Source organism: Rhodococcus sp. P4_E4 (assembly GCF_056401575.1).
Map to the genome: position 1 here is coordinate 264,946 of NZ_JBFUJB010000001.1, position 14,396 is coordinate 279,341.

The 14,396-nt window shown below is 62.9% G+C and carries 13 protein-coding genes and 1 pseudogene; 5 read left to right on the plus strand and 9 right to left on the minus strand.

The window, feature by feature from the left end; genetic code table 11:
- Nucleotide 1: 1 nt before the first annotated feature.
- Nucleotides 2–2,290: a phosphoribosylformylglycinamidine synthase subunit PurL gene (purL, locus tag AC1DVN_RS01270; RefSeq protein ID WP_400819054.1), complete on the minus strand. Its 2,289-nt coding sequence runs from the start codon at nucleotides 2,288–2,290 to the stop codon at nucleotides 2–4.
- Nucleotides 2,291–2,540: 250 nt separating this feature from the next.
- Between purL and AC1DVN_RS01275 the strand changes: the two are divergent.
- Nucleotides 2,541–3,517 (plus strand): annotated as a pseudogene (locus AC1DVN_RS01275) (Dyp-type peroxidase).
- A gap of 11 nt (nucleotides 3,518–3,528) precedes the next feature.
- Here AC1DVN_RS01275 and AC1DVN_RS01280 read toward each other — a convergent pair.
- Both AC1DVN_RS01280 and AC1DVN_RS01285 read right to left on the minus strand, forming a co-directional pair.
- Nucleotides 3,529–4,821: a M18 family aminopeptidase gene (locus AC1DVN_RS01280; RefSeq protein ID WP_029536965.1), complete on the minus strand. Its 1,293-nt coding sequence runs from the start codon at nucleotides 4,819–4,821 to the stop codon at nucleotides 3,529–3,531.
- A 73-nt stretch (nucleotides 4,822–4,894) separates the two neighbouring features.
- Nucleotides 4,895–5,248, minus strand: coding sequence for a VOC family protein (locus tag AC1DVN_RS01285; protein ID WP_020970627.1), 354 nt, complete (start codon nucleotides 5,246–5,248; stop codon nucleotides 4,895–4,897).
- 67 nt (nucleotides 5,249–5,315) lie between these two features.
- Here AC1DVN_RS01285 and AC1DVN_RS01290 point away from each other — a divergent pair, with 67 nt between their 5' ends.
- Nucleotides 5,316–5,921 (plus strand): hypothetical protein, encoded by a 606-nt coding sequence (locus AC1DVN_RS01290; RefSeq protein WP_477993192.1) that lies wholly within the window; start codon nucleotides 5,316–5,318, stop codon nucleotides 5,919–5,921.
- 12 nt (nucleotides 5,922–5,933) lie between these two features.
- Here AC1DVN_RS01290 and AC1DVN_RS01295 read toward each other — a convergent pair whose 3' ends face one another.
- The 3 genes from AC1DVN_RS01295 to AC1DVN_RS01305 all read right to left on the minus strand — a co-directional run bounded on the left by AC1DVN_RS01295 (nucleotide 5,934) and on the right by AC1DVN_RS01305 (nucleotide 9,279).
- Nucleotides 5,934–6,530, minus strand: coding sequence for a CatB-related O-acetyltransferase (locus AC1DVN_RS01295; protein ID WP_257207226.1), 597 nt, complete (start codon nucleotides 6,528–6,530; stop codon nucleotides 5,934–5,936).
- A gap of 126 nt (nucleotides 6,531–6,656) precedes the next feature.
- Nucleotides 6,657–7,886, minus strand: coding sequence for an acyl-CoA dehydrogenase family protein (locus AC1DVN_RS01300; protein ID WP_020908942.1), 1,230 nt, complete (start codon nucleotides 7,884–7,886; stop codon nucleotides 6,657–6,659).
- 91 nt (nucleotides 7,887–7,977) lie between these two features.
- Nucleotides 7,978–9,279: an alpha/beta hydrolase gene (locus AC1DVN_RS01305; RefSeq protein ID WP_019745110.1), complete on the minus strand. Its 1,302-nt coding sequence runs from the start codon at nucleotides 9,277–9,279 to the stop codon at nucleotides 7,978–7,980.
- A gap of 86 nt (nucleotides 9,280–9,365) precedes the next feature.
- On the opposite strand from AC1DVN_RS01305, the gene AC1DVN_RS01310 reads away from it, so the two are divergent.
- A complete protein-coding gene (locus AC1DVN_RS01310; RefSeq protein WP_029536967.1) occupies nucleotides 9,366–9,977 on the plus strand; it encodes a phosphoribosylanthranilate isomerase in 612 nt (203 codons plus the stop codon).
- On the opposite strand, the gene AC1DVN_RS01315 is transcribed toward AC1DVN_RS01310, so the two are convergent.
- Nucleotides 9,965–10,891 (minus strand): hypothetical protein, encoded by a 927-nt coding sequence (locus tag AC1DVN_RS01315; RefSeq protein WP_019745112.1) that lies wholly within the window; start codon nucleotides 10,889–10,891, stop codon nucleotides 9,965–9,967. The two genes, AC1DVN_RS01310 and AC1DVN_RS01315, sit on opposite strands and share 13 nt — an antisense overlap.
- 209 nt (nucleotides 10,892–11,100) lie before the next feature.
- Between AC1DVN_RS01315 and AC1DVN_RS01320 the strand changes: the two genes are divergently transcribed.
- The gene (locus AC1DVN_RS01320) at nucleotides 11,101–11,874 is read left to right on the plus strand and encodes an SDR family oxidoreductase (protein WP_477993196.1); all 774 of its coding nucleotides are present in this window, start codon (nucleotides 11,101–11,103) and stop codon (nucleotides 11,872–11,874) included.
- 31 nt (nucleotides 11,875–11,905) lie between these two features.
- Here AC1DVN_RS01320 and AC1DVN_RS01325 read toward each other — a convergent pair whose 3' ends face one another.
- Nucleotides 11,906–12,337, minus strand: coding sequence for a nuclear transport factor 2 family protein (locus AC1DVN_RS01325; protein ID WP_019745114.1), 432 nt, complete (start codon nucleotides 12,335–12,337; stop codon nucleotides 11,906–11,908).
- The gene (locus AC1DVN_RS01330; RefSeq protein WP_019745115.1) at nucleotides 12,334–13,257 is read right to left on the minus strand and encodes an alpha/beta fold hydrolase; all 924 of its coding nucleotides are present in this window, start codon (nucleotides 13,255–13,257) and stop codon (nucleotides 12,334–12,336) included. Before AC1DVN_RS01330 ends, AC1DVN_RS01325 begins: the two co-directional genes overlap by 4 nt.
- Nucleotides 13,258–13,368: 111 nt before the next feature.
- On the opposite strand from AC1DVN_RS01330, the gene AC1DVN_RS01335 reads away from it, so the two are divergent.
- A complete protein-coding gene (locus tag AC1DVN_RS01335; RefSeq protein WP_003939765.1) occupies nucleotides 13,369–14,370 on the plus strand; it encodes an NADP-dependent oxidoreductase in 1,002 nt (333 codons plus the stop codon).
- Nucleotides 14,371–14,396 lie beyond the last annotated feature (26 nt).

Genomic DNA, 14,396 nt, shown 5'->3' on the forward strand with positions numbered 1-14,396 from the left:
ATCACCCGAACAGTGCGGGCAGCGTTCCCTCGAAGGCCTCACGGAGCGCGGCCATCGTGACGGAGAAGTGTCCCTGGACCTCGACGGAGTCGCTGCCCTCGTCGACGACCCCGATACGCGTCCACGGCAAGCCGCGAGCGGTGCACATACCGGTGAAGCGGGTCTCCTCGGTGCGAGGAACCGCAACCAGGACGCGTCCGGACGATTCCGAGAACAGGGTCACGAACGGATCTGCGCCCTCGGGAATCAGGATGCGGCAACCGGTTTCGCCGGCCAGCGCGGCTTCGACGACAGCCTGGGCCAGTCCACCCTCGGAGAGGTCGTGAGCTGCGGTGACCAGTCCGTCACGCGAGGAGGCGAGCAGGATGTCCGCAAGCAGCTGCTCACGGGCGAGGTCGACCTTCGGCGGCACGCCACCGAGGTGACCGTGCTCGACCTGCGACCAGATGGAACCGTCGAACTCGTCGTGGGTGTCGCCGAGCAGGATCAGCGTCTCGCCAGGCTCGAGTCCGAGGCCCGTCGGGATACGGCGGTGAACGTCGTCGATCACACCGAGGACGGCAACCACCGGCGTCGGCAGGATGGCCGTGGATCCGGTCTGGTTGTAGAAGCTGACGTTGCCGCCGGTGACGGGGATGCCGAGGGTGGCGCAGCCGTCGGCGAGGCCGCGAACGGCCTGCTGGAACTGCCACATGACACCCGGGTCCTCGGGAGAACCGAAGTTCAGGCAGTTGGAGACGGCCTTGGGCGTTGCGCCCGTGACTGCCACGTTGCGGAAAGCCTCGGCCAATGCGAGCTGCGCACCGGTGTACGGATCGAGCGCGGTGTAGCGGCCCGAAGCGTCGGTGGACAGTGCGATTCCGCGTCCGGTCTTCTCGTCGATGCGGATGACACCGCCGTCGGCGTTCTCGGCCAGGACGGTGTTACCGCGGACGTAGCGGTCGTACTGCTCGGTGATCCACTTGCGGCTGCACAGGGCAGGCGAGGCGATCATCTTCAGCAGGGTCGCTTCGAGCTCGGCGTCGGTTTCGGGACGCTTCAGTCCGGCGGTCGTGTTCGCGATCAACGCGTCCTGGCTTGCCGGGCGCTCGACGGGACGGTTGTAGACCGGGCCTTCGTGAGCGACGGTGCGCGGGGGAACGTCGACGACGGTCTCGCCGTGCCAGGAGATGGTGAGGTGCTCACCGTCGGTGACCTCGCCGATGTCGGTGGCCAGGACGTCCCACTTCTTGCAGACCTCCATGAACGCATCGACGTTCTCGGGCGTGACCACGGCGCACATGCGCTCCTGCGATTCGCTCGAGAGCACCTCGGCCGGGGTCATGCCGGTGGCGCGCATCGGAACCTTCTCGAGGTTGATGTGCATGCCGCCGTCACCCGCTGCAGCCAACTCGGAGGTGGCGCAGGACAGTCCGGCGCCGCCGAGGTCCTGGATACCGACGACGAGGCCGGCCTTGTAAAGGTCGAGACAGCACTCGATGAGCACCTTCTCGGTGAACGGGTCGCCGACCTGAACCGCGGGCAGCTTCTTACGTCCGCCGGTGTCTCCACCCTCGTCGTCGAACGTCGCCGACGCGAGGACCGAGACGCCGCCGATGCCGTCGAGACCGGTGCGTGCGCCGAACAGGATGATCTTGTTGCCTGCACCCGAAGCGAAGGCCAGATGCAGATCCTCGACGCGCATGACGCCGGCTGCCAGTGCGTTGACCAGCGGGTTACCGGCATAGGACTCGTCGAAGACCGTCTCGCCGCCGATGTTGGGGAGGCCGAGGGAGTTTCCGTATCCACCGACACCACGCACGACACCGTCGACGACGCGACGGGTATCGGGGGCGTCGGCAGCACCGAACCGAAGCTGATCCATGACGGCGATCGGACGAGCACCCATGGCCATGATGTCGCGGACGATGCCACCGACACCGGTTGCCGCACCCTGGTAGGGCTCGACGTACGAGGGGTGGTTGTGGCTCTCGACCTTGAACGTGACTGCCCAGCCGTCACCGATGTCGACGACGCCGGCGTTCTCGCCGATTCCGGCCAGCATGTTGGCGCGCATCTCGTCGGTGGTGGTCTTGCCGAAGTATCCGAGGTGGACCTTCGAGGACTTGTACGAGCAGTGCTCGCTCCACATCACCGAGTACATCGCCAGTTCGGCGTCCGTGGGACGGCGGCCCAGGATCTCCTTGATGCGTGCGTATTCGTCGTCCTTGAGACCGAGCTCCTTGAACGGCTGAGCGGCATCGGGATCAGCCGATGCGTGCGTGACGGTATCGACCTGGTGAGCAGACACTGGAGAGTGGTCCCTTCCCTACGGGAGTCAAGAGGCAAGCCGGCGCGGAGCGGGACACCACGAATGTGCCCAACGAAAGAACGTGCCGGGGGACAGTCTATCGGTGTGGGCCGACGACTTCCGCAGACGGCAGCACCCGCAACACCTCCGGGCCTGCGAAGTATCGCCCGTCACACCCGCCCCGGTTTGGGTAATCCGGTCGGTTTTCTTAAGGTCAGGCCGGTTCATTCTTTCCCTCGAAAGGTCTCGCATGCCCCAGGATGTTCGTCAAGCCGACCTCACGGCACAGTCCCAGTCGGTGACCACTCCCCTCACTCCGGCTGCAATTTTCCTGGTCGCGACCGTGAATCCGGGTGGCGAGAACACCACACGAGAACTGCTCGCCGATGTCGCCGGCCTGCAGCGGGCTGTGGGGCTGCGCGTCCCTGGATCGGGTTGGACGTCGTGACGAGCATCGGTTCGCTGGCCTGGGATCGACTGTTCGCCGGTCAGCGCCCTGCGCTGCTGCACCCGTTCACCGCTTTGCAGGGTGACGTTCACTCGGCGCCGTCGACTCCCGGTGATCTGCTCTTCCACATCCGCGCGATGAGTATGGACGCGTGTTTCGAGGTGGCTCGGCAGATCACGAAGCGACTGCACGGCGCGGCCACGGTGGTCGACGAGGTTCACGGCTTCCAATACTTCGAGAACCGCGACCTCATCGGCTTCGTCGACGGCACCGAGAATCCGGTCGGCCGCGACGCCGTCGCTGCAGTGACGGTCGGCGACGAGGATCCTGCGTTCACCGGCGGCAGCTACGTCCATATCCAGCGCTACATCCACAAGATGCGCGATTGGGAAGCAATCACCGTCGACGAGCAGGAGCGTGTGATCGGGCGCAGCAAGCTCGAGGACATCGAGATGACGTCCGACGTGAAGCCGGCCAACTCGCACGTCGCGCTCAACGCGATCAAGGACGAGAACGGCAAGGCTCTCGAGATCCTGCGTGCCAACATGCCGTACGGGCGCCTCGGTGACGACAAGATCGGCACCTTTTTCATCGGCTACTGCCGCACGCCTGCGATCACCGAACGGATGCTGGAGAACATGTTTCTCGGCGACCCCCGCGGCAACTACGACCGACTACTCGACTTCTCGACGGCTGTGACGGGCTCGATGTTCTTCACACCGAGCGCCGACTTCTTCGAGGGTCTCCCGGCCGCACCCGCCGGGCTCTCAGCACTTTGACTACGCGACCTCTAACTTCGAGGCGTGAGGAAGGCACCGAGCGCGTCGGCATACATGCGGACGTCTGACGCGCCCATCAACTCGCGGGCCGAGTGCATCGCGAGCTGGGGTGCGCCGACGTCGACGGTGGACAGTCCGGTCCGTGATGCCGTGATGGGTCCGATGGTGGAGCCGCACGGCAGATCGGCGCGGTGGACGTAGCGCTGCATCGGCACTCCCGCCTGATCACACGCGAGCGCGAATTCGCCTGCACCGGCCGCATCGGTGGCGTATCGCAGGTTCTGGTTCACCTTGAGTACAGGCCCACCGTTGATCTCGATCCGATGAGCGGGCTCATGGCGGTCCGGGTAGTTGGGGTGCGTCGCGTGAGCCATGTCGCCCGACGCGCACACCGAGCCCGCCATCGCCTGCAGGAATTCTTCGCGGCCACCACCGCGCCCCAACACGATCCGTTCGAGCACGGTGTTCAGCAGATCTGAGAAAGCTCCACGGTCGGACATGCTGCCGACCTCTTCATGATCGAAGAGTGCGAGCACCGGGACCTGCTGACCGGGCGACTCGACTGCGGCCAGAAGTGCTTGTGTCCCTGCATAACACGTGCCCTGATTGTCCAGCCGAGGGGCGCTGACCAATTCCTTGTCCACCCCCACGACTGCGCTGGGCGCAAGATCGTATGTCATCAATTCCCAGCCGAGAACCGACGACGCGGCTACACCCGCACGCTCGGCGACAAATCCGATGAACGACTTGGGTTTCGAACCCACGCCCCAGATTCCGTTGACGTGCCGCTGCGGATCCAGCGTCACGCCCTTGCGATCTTCGGACAGGTGGATAGCCAGCTGCGGAACACGCAGAATCGGGTCGTCGATGCGAACCAGCTTCTGCTCCACCGTGTTTCCCACCCGGACACTCAATCGTCCGGAGATACCGAGATCGCGGTCGAGCCAGGAGTTCAGCCACGCCCCGCCATACGGTTCGAGGCCCACCATCTGCCACCCGGCCGAAGTGAGGTCGGGATGCTGTTTGACCCGCAGATTCGGGCTGTCGGTGTGACCTCCGACGATCCGGAACGGAGCGGCGTTTTCCACGCCCTCGGTGCTCCAGGCAATCAGCGAACCACCGCGCACGAGGAAGTACCGTCCGGGCTCGGCTGGCCACGACTGCGTTTCGTGGACTTCGACGAACCCACCGGCCGTCAGCTCGGTCGCCACCGTCGCGCACACATGGAACGGCGACGGTGACGAATCGACGAAGCTGCACAGGCCGACTGCGTCGGCCCCGGTCCGAGAAGTCTGAGAAGTCATGCCCCTCATCATGCCCGAATCGGTGCCCGCGAAATCAGTGGGCGCGAATCGGGTGAGCTCAGAACCTGTCAGCTCAGGCGTGAGGACCGGACACGCAGAACTGGTTCCCATCAGGATCGAGGAGCGTCACCCAACGGAAACCGTCCATGTTCTCCCGGTGGTGCTCGGTTGCTCCGGCCTCGACGAGCCGCGCCACCTCGGCGTCGAGATCCGGACTCCCCAAATCGAGATGGATGCGATTCTTGCCGGCAGTGGGGTCCGGGACCTTCTGGAATGCGAAGTTGGTGGCGCTGTCAGGGACCGCGACGATGTAGAACCAACCGTCGTTCTCCTCGACGATGTTTCCGCCCAACTGCGCCGCCCACCACGTTGCGAGCGGACCGGGATCGAGACTGTCGAAAGTGATCATGCCGAGTGTGAGAGTCATGCGCACAAGCTAATACAAGCCACCGACAAAGAGTCTCGATCTCGGGCTGAGATGAGACGATCCTCGAATGCGATTCACAACGCTGCGCGACCGTGTTGCAGAACCACTCTTCGCAGTCTTCATCGCGACCGGATTACTCCTGAGCGTCCTCGGAGTGCTCGCCTGGCGATTTGCCACGCCATCCACGCGGACAGAACATATCGGCATCCAACCTCCACCACCGCCGCCGATGGAGGACGGCAAGACGGGGTACATGTGGGTTATCGACGGCTACAGCTACTCCGACGCACCACATTGGTTCCCCGCGGCCGCTTGGTTCCTGATGGTCGGAACGGCTGTCGCCGTTGTCGTCTCGGCGATACTGAACGCGACGGGATGGCGACTGGCCCGCGACGCGCACGGTAGAAAATTTGCTCTTCCGCTTGCACTTTCAGCTTTCGGCGCAGCCTACGGACTCGCGGTTGCCGTTGTCGGACAAATCTGGCCGCCCACCTTCTATTCGGTGGTCCTCCCCGAACCGCGCGACCAGCAGAACCCCTACCCGCCATCGGCCGTTATCCACTTCGACCTCGAGCCGAACCTGATCACGTTCACCGCAACAGGTCTTGCCGTCGGCCTTCTCGCGGCCGCCCTGCTTTATGTCCGGAACTACTCGCTCACACGAACGAACTAGCGGGCGCGGAGATCACTCGACCGCTTCGAGTTCCGCGACGCTCCCGTCCGAGATCAACCGGACGTGGCGGGTGATCTTCTCGATCGGCCAGTCCCACCACGCAATTCGCACCAACTTCTCGATGTCTTCAGCGCGGAAGCGGCGCTTGATCTCCATTGCCGGGTTGCCGCCGACAATTGCGTAGTCCGGGACGTCGCGCGTTACGACGGCGCCGGTGGACACGATCGACCCGTGGCCGATCCGGACGCCGGGCATGACTGTCACGTTCCCGCCGAACCACACGTCGTTCCCCACGACGGTGTCACCGCGCGACGGCAAATCCTGCACCAAATCCATGTGCCGGGCCCAATCGCCGCCCATGATCGGGAACGGGTAAGTGGAGACACCGTTCATACGATGGTTCGCGCCGTTCATGATGAAGGTGACACCGGTGGCCAGGGCGCAGAACTTTCCGATCACCAGTTTGTCGGGACCGTAGTGATGCAACACGTTTCGAGTCTCGAACTCTTCGGCGAACTCCGGATCGTCGTAGTAGGTGTACTCCCCTACCTCGATCAACGGGTTGTCGATCAACGGCTTCAGCAACACCACTCGTGGTTGCCCGGCCATCGGATGAACATTTGTGGGATCTGGCGCGTTCACTGCTTACTCCGATCCGCCGGCGCGGTGTCGCCGACCGCAGCAAGACTATCCGGTTCCTGCTGCGGTCGACCGACCAGCGAAAACGTTCCGGTGTCAGCCCAGGAGGCCCTTGGCGATATGGGTGACCTGAATTTCGTTGCTGCCCGCATAGATCATGAGCGACTTGGCATCACGCGCCAACTGCTCGACTCGGTATTCGGCCATGTAGCCGTTTCCACCGAACAGCTGTACGGCTTCCATCGCGACCTCGGTCGCTGCGCGCGACGAGTACAGCTTCATCGCCGACGCCTCCGCCAGGCTCACTTTGTCTCCGGCCGCGGTGCGTTCGATCGCGTTGAAGACCATGTTCTGCACGTTGATTCGAGCGACCTCCATCTCGGCGAGCTTGAGCTGGATGAGCTGGAACTGCCCGATCTCACGTCCCCACAGTTTGCGGGACTTCGCGTATTCGATGCTCAGACGGTGGCATTCGTTGATGATGCCGAGCGAAAGGGACGCGATGCCGATCCGTTCGGCGGCAAAGCTCTCCTTGGCGCTGGACTTTCCGTCGGACTTTCCGCTGTCCTCGGTTTCGCCGAGCAGACGATCCTTGGTGATGCGGACGTTGTCGAAGAACAGCTCACCCGTCGGCGAGGAGTTCATTCCCATCTTCTTGAACGGCGGGCTCTGCGTGAGCCCCTCCATGCCCTTGTCGAGGATGAAGGCGAGCACCTTGCGGTCACGACGATCAACCGACGCGTCCCCCTCGTCGAGCTTTGCGTAGACGATCATCACGTCGGCGTACGGACCGTTGGTGATGAAGGTCTTGTTGCCGTTGAGGATGTAGTCGTCACCGTCGCGGCGTACGTAGGACTTCATACCGCCGAAAGCATCCGAGCCGGAGTCCGGTTCGGTGATCGCCCATGCACCGACGGTTTCGAAAGTCACCAAGCCGGGGAGCCAGCGTTCCTTCTGCGCGAGTGTGCCGCGGCTGCGGATAGTTCCAGCGGCCAATCCGAGGCTGACGCCCAACGACGCGACAAGACCGAGGCTGACGCCGGCCAATTCGCTGTTGAGCACAACGCCCATGCTGCCTGCGCCGCTGAAGGCGCTCGACTTCTCACCGTCACCGGACGGAGTATCGCCGCGCTCGCGCGCGAGCGACTTCTCGAGGCCCTCGCGTGCCATGTCGGCCAGACCGAAGGTCGAGTACAGCTTGCGAATGATGTCGAACGGCGGCAGCGCACCACTTTCGAGCTCGTCGACGTGAGGTCGCACCTCTTTGTCGATAAAGCCCCGCAAGGCGTCGCGGAACATCAGGTCGGTGTCGGACCACTCGTACATGTGCCTGAACTCCAGTCGGTGAACGATCGAGAGACTGCCGAACGGCAGCCACACACCGAATATAGAACACGTTCCAAAACCGGAACAGGATTCAGCTGATCAGACCCATTCGCTGCGAGATCCACGTCAGCTCCTGCTCGACGCCGGCCGACCACACCGAAAAGCTGTGACCACCGGGAAGCTCGAGATATCTGGCGTCCATTCCGGCCGCTTTGGCCGCTTCGTACACCTTTTGCTGGCCGGGCTTGAACTCGTTGTCATCTGTTCCGACCACAAACACTCCGCCCGAGTTCGGGAACTTCCGGGTCGCCAGCAGGTCCATCGGATTCACCTTCACGAATGCCGCCTCGTCGCCGCCGAATATCTCGTCGACGGTTCGCTGTCGGTCACCGAGCGAGGGCTCCAACTGACCGGAGAGATCGAGGAACGTCGGATACACGTCGGGGTAGTTGGTAGCCATCTGCAGTGAGCAAGTACCACCGTAAGAGAGGCCACCGATGGCCCACGCCCTCGGGTTCGTGTCGATCTGGAACGCATTCGCCACCGCAGCGGGCAAGTCCTTTGCCAGATACGTGCCGACCTTGCCCTGCGACGAGTCGGTGCACAGCGGATTGGCCATCTGCGAACCTGTTCCATCGGCTATCACTACGACCGGAGCCAACCCCTCGTGATCCCGGGCAAAAGCATCCATTGTCGCGGTCAGCTTTCCGCCCTGAAGCCAGTCCTCCGGCTTGCCAGGCTGACCGGCCATGAGCACGAGCACGGGAAGAAGCGGACGCGGATTGGTGAAGTACGACGGCGGCAGATACACCTGGGCATCGCGCGCGGAGAATCCCGAAATCGTTCCGGGAACAGGCAAAGTCGTGACTCGTCCGCGAATCGGCATGCCTTCCGGCGCTTTCCACACCGTGTCGGTGGGATCGCCGGTGACAACAGGATCCGTCGGACCGGGAACTTCGCTGAGTGATATGCGGTCGAAATCGTCGTGTCCGAAGGCAATTCCCACTGTCGGGTAGGCAGCAAAGACCAGATTGATCTGCGTCGCGGCGGTGACGATGACCAGCAAAGTCGCAACCACAGACAGCGCCGCCTTGGCTACGGTTCCGCCCGCTTTGATTCGCGGCCCGAGAAGTAGCAGCGCGTAGATACCGATTCCGATCCACACGTAGATCGACATCTCGATGGGATCCGGGAACGGCACGATCACCTTTTCGACGGTGATCCAGACGGCGATCATGATCACCAGCGCGATCAGCCCCGCGATCGGTACCGCTCTGCGGTAGTACCAGCGGACGTTCGAACCGAGCAGCCACACACCACCCAGGACCCCGAGCACAGTCAGGATCACCGGCAGTGGTCCCGAGATCAAACTGATTCGGTAGAGCCAGTCCACGTCAAGCCTCTCGCACGTAGAAATGTCGCACGCACGAGGCTAGACGACGACGCTGGTACGGCGACGGCGCTAGTACTGTGTATCAGGTGACATTCATCAAGGTCTGTGGGCTGCGGGACGCTGACACGGTCGACCTCGCGGTGGGCCTGGGCGTCGACGCCATCGGTTTCGTCTTCGCCGAGAGCGTCCGCAAAGTCGACCCCGCACTCGCAGTCGATCTTCTTGCACGAATCCCCGAACACATCCGGGCAATCGGAGTTTTTCTCGGCAACCCGATCGATCAGGTCCTCGAGATCGCCGCGATCACCGGTCTTCGTACCGTGCAGATTCACGATCTGGTCGACGCCGAGCAAGTGCAGCGCTTGCACGACGCCGGCCTCACTGTCATCCGCGCTGTTGTCTCCAGCAACGTCCGCGACGGTTACAACCTCGACCTCGGTGAGGACGAGCTCCTGATCGACGGCGCCGACGCCGGATCCGGGGTGCCGTGGAACTGGGCACAACAGCAATCACGCCCGCACGGCCAGTGGATCCTGGCGGGCGGACTGTCCCCGGAGAACGTGCGCGACGCGCTGGATGCCACCGGTGCCTGGGGCGTCGATGTCTCCAGCGGCGTCGAATCGTCGAGGGGCGTCAAGGACCACGCTTTGATCGAGAAGTTCGTCAGCGCTGTCCGGCAGACCGATCACTCGAAATAGGACGCGTAGTCACTGAAGGCGACTTGACCGGTGGGACTCGCCTTCACGGCGTCGGCAACGGCAGGCGGAATGGGAGCCCAGTGCGCAGGCATGGCCGCCGCCAGTGACGGCTTCAAGATGTAGAGCAGTGCGAAGTTCACTATCCAGAGCGGCGGCGCCATCGACATGCCAACTTCCGAACTCACATCGCCTTTGGTGTTGGTCACCAGCTGCGCTGCTCCCGAAATCTGTTGCGCTGCAAATCCGTAGACTGCCTGCACCGTGTATGCCGACTGATAGAGCGCAATCAGAGTGTGCGTCGCACCGTTGTTGCGCAACCAGGTGCCCACAAAACCGCCAGGGGCGATCAGCGTATTCACCTGTCGCGTCGGCGCATCCGCGTTGGCCGGACTCTCCAGCAATCCGTCGGGATTCACGTACAACCCGTAACTGGCCAGAACCGACGGCGTAGTGCCGGAATAGAGGGGCCGCCCGTTCGTATTGGTGAGAATCCGGGCGCATTCGTCGATCACCTCGGCATCCTCGAGATTGCCACCGACCCCACCACCGGCCATGAGGTCGCGATACTGCTCCTCGGTCAAAGCGTCAGCGGGCTCGAGTCCGATCTGCGCGGCAATCTCTTCCGCAGTCTGCTGACCGAGCGGCTGGTTGAGTTGATCCGGAGTAGTCATCTGCGTGGGCGCGACGCTCTCGTAGACCGGTGCCCCGGCAAAAGGGATCACGAACCCGGTATCGACATTCTCTGCAACCGGTTGCGCGCCGGCCGTCTGAGTGGTGGCAAACGAAAGTACGCACACCCCAACCAAAGCCAGAACCGAGACGGTCCCGCGATGAGACCTTGCTCGGTGAGATTCTTGTCCACGTCTACAGCCCTCGCCTGAGAAAGCCTTGCCTGCAATTCCATTGCCGCGCATAGGTCAACCTCCCGGGACACAGTCCGGCGAATCAACTCGAGCTTGCATCTCAGTCAAACGCTGTGACCAGCGCCGTGTCAAGACACTGGTCAGGTCGAGGCACGGCGACAGCTCCCTCGATACAGGCGACAGCTCGCCCGCTACAGTGATGCTTTCATCTGAAGTGACCTCACCCCATTTGAATTGCAGGACATCTCTGGAGGCGAGCAGTGTCTGACAAACGCGGGACCGTGTTGATCACCGGCGTCGGCCGGAGCAAGTCGATCGGAGCAAGCCTCGCATTGGGTCTCGCCGAGGATGGTTGGGATCTGACGATCGGCTACTGGGCGCCTTATGACGAACGCGTCGGGTTCGTCCGCGGAGCGCACGATCCGCAGGACGTTGCCGAGAAGTGTCGCGCACTCGGGAGCCGTGTCGACCTGGTTCCCGGAGATCTGGCCTCGCCGGATGCGGCCGCACAGCTCGTTGACGCTGCCGCATCGCGGAATGACCTTCGTGGGCTGGTTCTCTCGCATTGCGAAAGCGTCGACAGCTCGATCCTCGATACCACCGTCGAGAGCTGGGAACGACATTTCGCCGTCAACGCCCGCGCCTCTTGGCTGCTGATCAAAGCGTTCGCTGAACGCCTTCCGGAGCAACGCGAAGTCAGTCAGGTGACCGGACGGATCATCGCACTCACCAGCGACCATGCGGCCCATAATCTTCCGTACGGCGCCAGCAAGGGCGCTCTCGACCGCATCGTCATCGCCGCCGCAGTCGAACTGGGATCACGCGGTGTAAGGGCAAACGTCATCAACCCAGGACCGATCGACACAGGATGGATGACACCGGAGATCAAACAGGCCACAACCCTCCACACCCCTGCCGACCGGCTGGGTACACCCGGCGACACTGCAGACCTCGTCCGATTTCTGATGTCCGACGCCGGAGGCTGGATAACAGGACAACTTCTTCACTCCAACGGCGGATTCAGCACGAGTTGAGCAGGCAGACCCGGCCCGCTCCGAAATCAGGTCAGGCCTTGTAGTTCGGTAGCGTCTGCCCGAGCCTGCGGCCCATCTCGGCAGCCAATGCGGCGAGCCCGCTGGCCGGACGCACCATGACCTCGAAATCGACGATCTTGCCGTCCTCGTCGAATTCGACCATGTCGATTCCCTTGAGGCTCTTGTCTCCGATGTTCGCACTGAATTCGAGAACGACCTGCCGACCGTTGGCTCCGGCGAACTGACGGTGGTACTCGAAATTCTCGAACACCTGGATCACCGTATTGAGAATGAGCACAACGGCATCCGCGGACTGGTACGGCTTGAATCCGGTGGGCGATCGGAACTGCGCGTCGGGCGCGACAATGGTCGGCAGTGCCGACAGGTCACCGGTTTCGATCATGGTGTGCCACAACTGCAGTGCAGCTTCGACTTTCGGTTCGAGCGTCAATTCCGTGCTCATGCTTCTACCCTTTCCTCGATGTTACCTGCCGCTTGATTTACCGGCACTTGACTTGCGACGGCCCACGCACTCAACACAGTTCGCACCCCGGTCACGAGTTGCAACGGCTGATCGATCATGACGTGATGGCCGGCTTCGGGAATCTCCGCCACGATGGCCTCCGGTCCGAACAGTCCGCGCATGTGCTCCATGAGTCGATCGGACACGATACCGTTCTCAGCTCGGAAATAGGCTACGCGGCAACGCGGTTCACTGTCGAGAACATCTTCGGCGCCAACTCGGAGAAAGAAGTTCGGATCGAATTTCCATGACCAACCGCCATCGACTTCCTCCATGGACGTGGCTGCCACATGGTCACGCACCGCAGGCAGTCCCGAATCCTGGGGCGGAACGAAGCGGAATCGACCCATCGCGTCTTCCCTGGTGGGGTAAACCTTCTTGGGGCCGAACGCATTCTGGCGTCGAGCTGCCTCCTCTTCGGGCGTCCGCGCCTTGAGTGGCGAATCGATGATGACAACGCCGTCCAACAGTTCGCCGTGCAGATGCGAGGCCACGAAGGAAACAATCCCACCCATACTGTGCCCCACCAGAATCGGCTTGCCGTCGATTCCCCCGGCCTCGGCCGCCGCCAGCACCTCGCGAGCCCACTGGGATATCGCGTAGGCATCGCGAGTGTCACTGTCTCCGTGGCCCGTCAAGTCGAGAGCGACGACGCGCCGCCCCTCGGCGAACTGCGGCGCGATGTGATCCCACCAGCGACTGTGGGCTGCGCCGCCGTGGATCAGCACAATTCCCGGCCCTGCCGACCCCCAAGCCCGAAAGTGCACCGAAGCGCCCTCGACCTCCACCGACCCCGTCTCGACCGGCGCTTCCAGCGCCCGAGTGAACCAACCAGGCGCGTCTTCGACGACATTGCTCATCGATCGAACATACATAGTCGTCAATCGGTTCATCCAACTCTTCCCAGTTCGTGATCCATCACCTATATTGAATCCGGCCTCAAGTTCAATTCGTTTCGCCGAAGGGGAGAGATGACCAACCGCCAAGTACGCCTCGCCGCCCGCCCGACAGGACTTCCCGACGCTTCCACCTGGGAATATGTCGACGCCGAGATCCCGTCCGCCGGGCCGGGTGAGTTTGTCGTCAAGGTCGAATACCTCTCCCTCGACCCCGCGATGCGCGGTTGGCTCAACGACGTCAAGTCGTACGTTCCGCCGGTCAAGCTCGGTTCCGTCATGCGCGCCCACGGCGTCGGACGCATCACCGAATCCCAACACCCCGATTACCAGGTCGGGGACATCGTGGCGGGATCGTTCGGCGCTTCCGAGTACGGAGTGTCCGACGGAACAGATGTGACCCGGGTCGACGAATCGATCGCTCCCCTACCGACCTGGCTCGGAGCTCTCGGATTCCCCGGCGTCACCGCATATTTCGGACTGCTCGACGTCGGAAAGCTGAAAGACGGTGACACCGTCGTCGTATCCGGTGCCGCGGGCGCGGTCGGCAGCCTGGTCGGTCAGATCGCAAAGCTCCACGGATGCAAGGTCATCGGCATCGCCGGCGGTCCGGAGAAGTGCGCGTGGCTCACCGAGGACCTCGGCTTCGATGTCGCCATCGACTACAAGAACGAATCCGTCTACAAGGCGCTCAAGTCCAACGCTCCCGACGGTATCGACGTGTACTTCGACAACGTCGGCGGAGAAATTCTCGACGCTGCTCTCTCCCGATTGCGCCTGGGCGCTCGGGTGGTCATCTGCGGCGCCATCGCGGGTTACAACGCCACCGAGCCTCAGCCAGGCCCCGCGCACTACCTGTCACTTCTCGTCAATCGGGCCACGATGGCCGGCTTCGTGGTCTTCGACTACCTCGATCGCTACGCAGAAGCGCAGGAGCAGATCGGAAAGTGGATCAAGAGTGGCGAATTGACTGCCCGCGAGCACGTCGTCGACGGGGGTATCGACGCGTTCGGCGACAGCCTCAACCTTCTCTTCGCCGGTGCGAACACCGGAAAGCTGGTTCTGAAGGTCAGCTGAGTCACCCACACACGCAGATCGGCCAC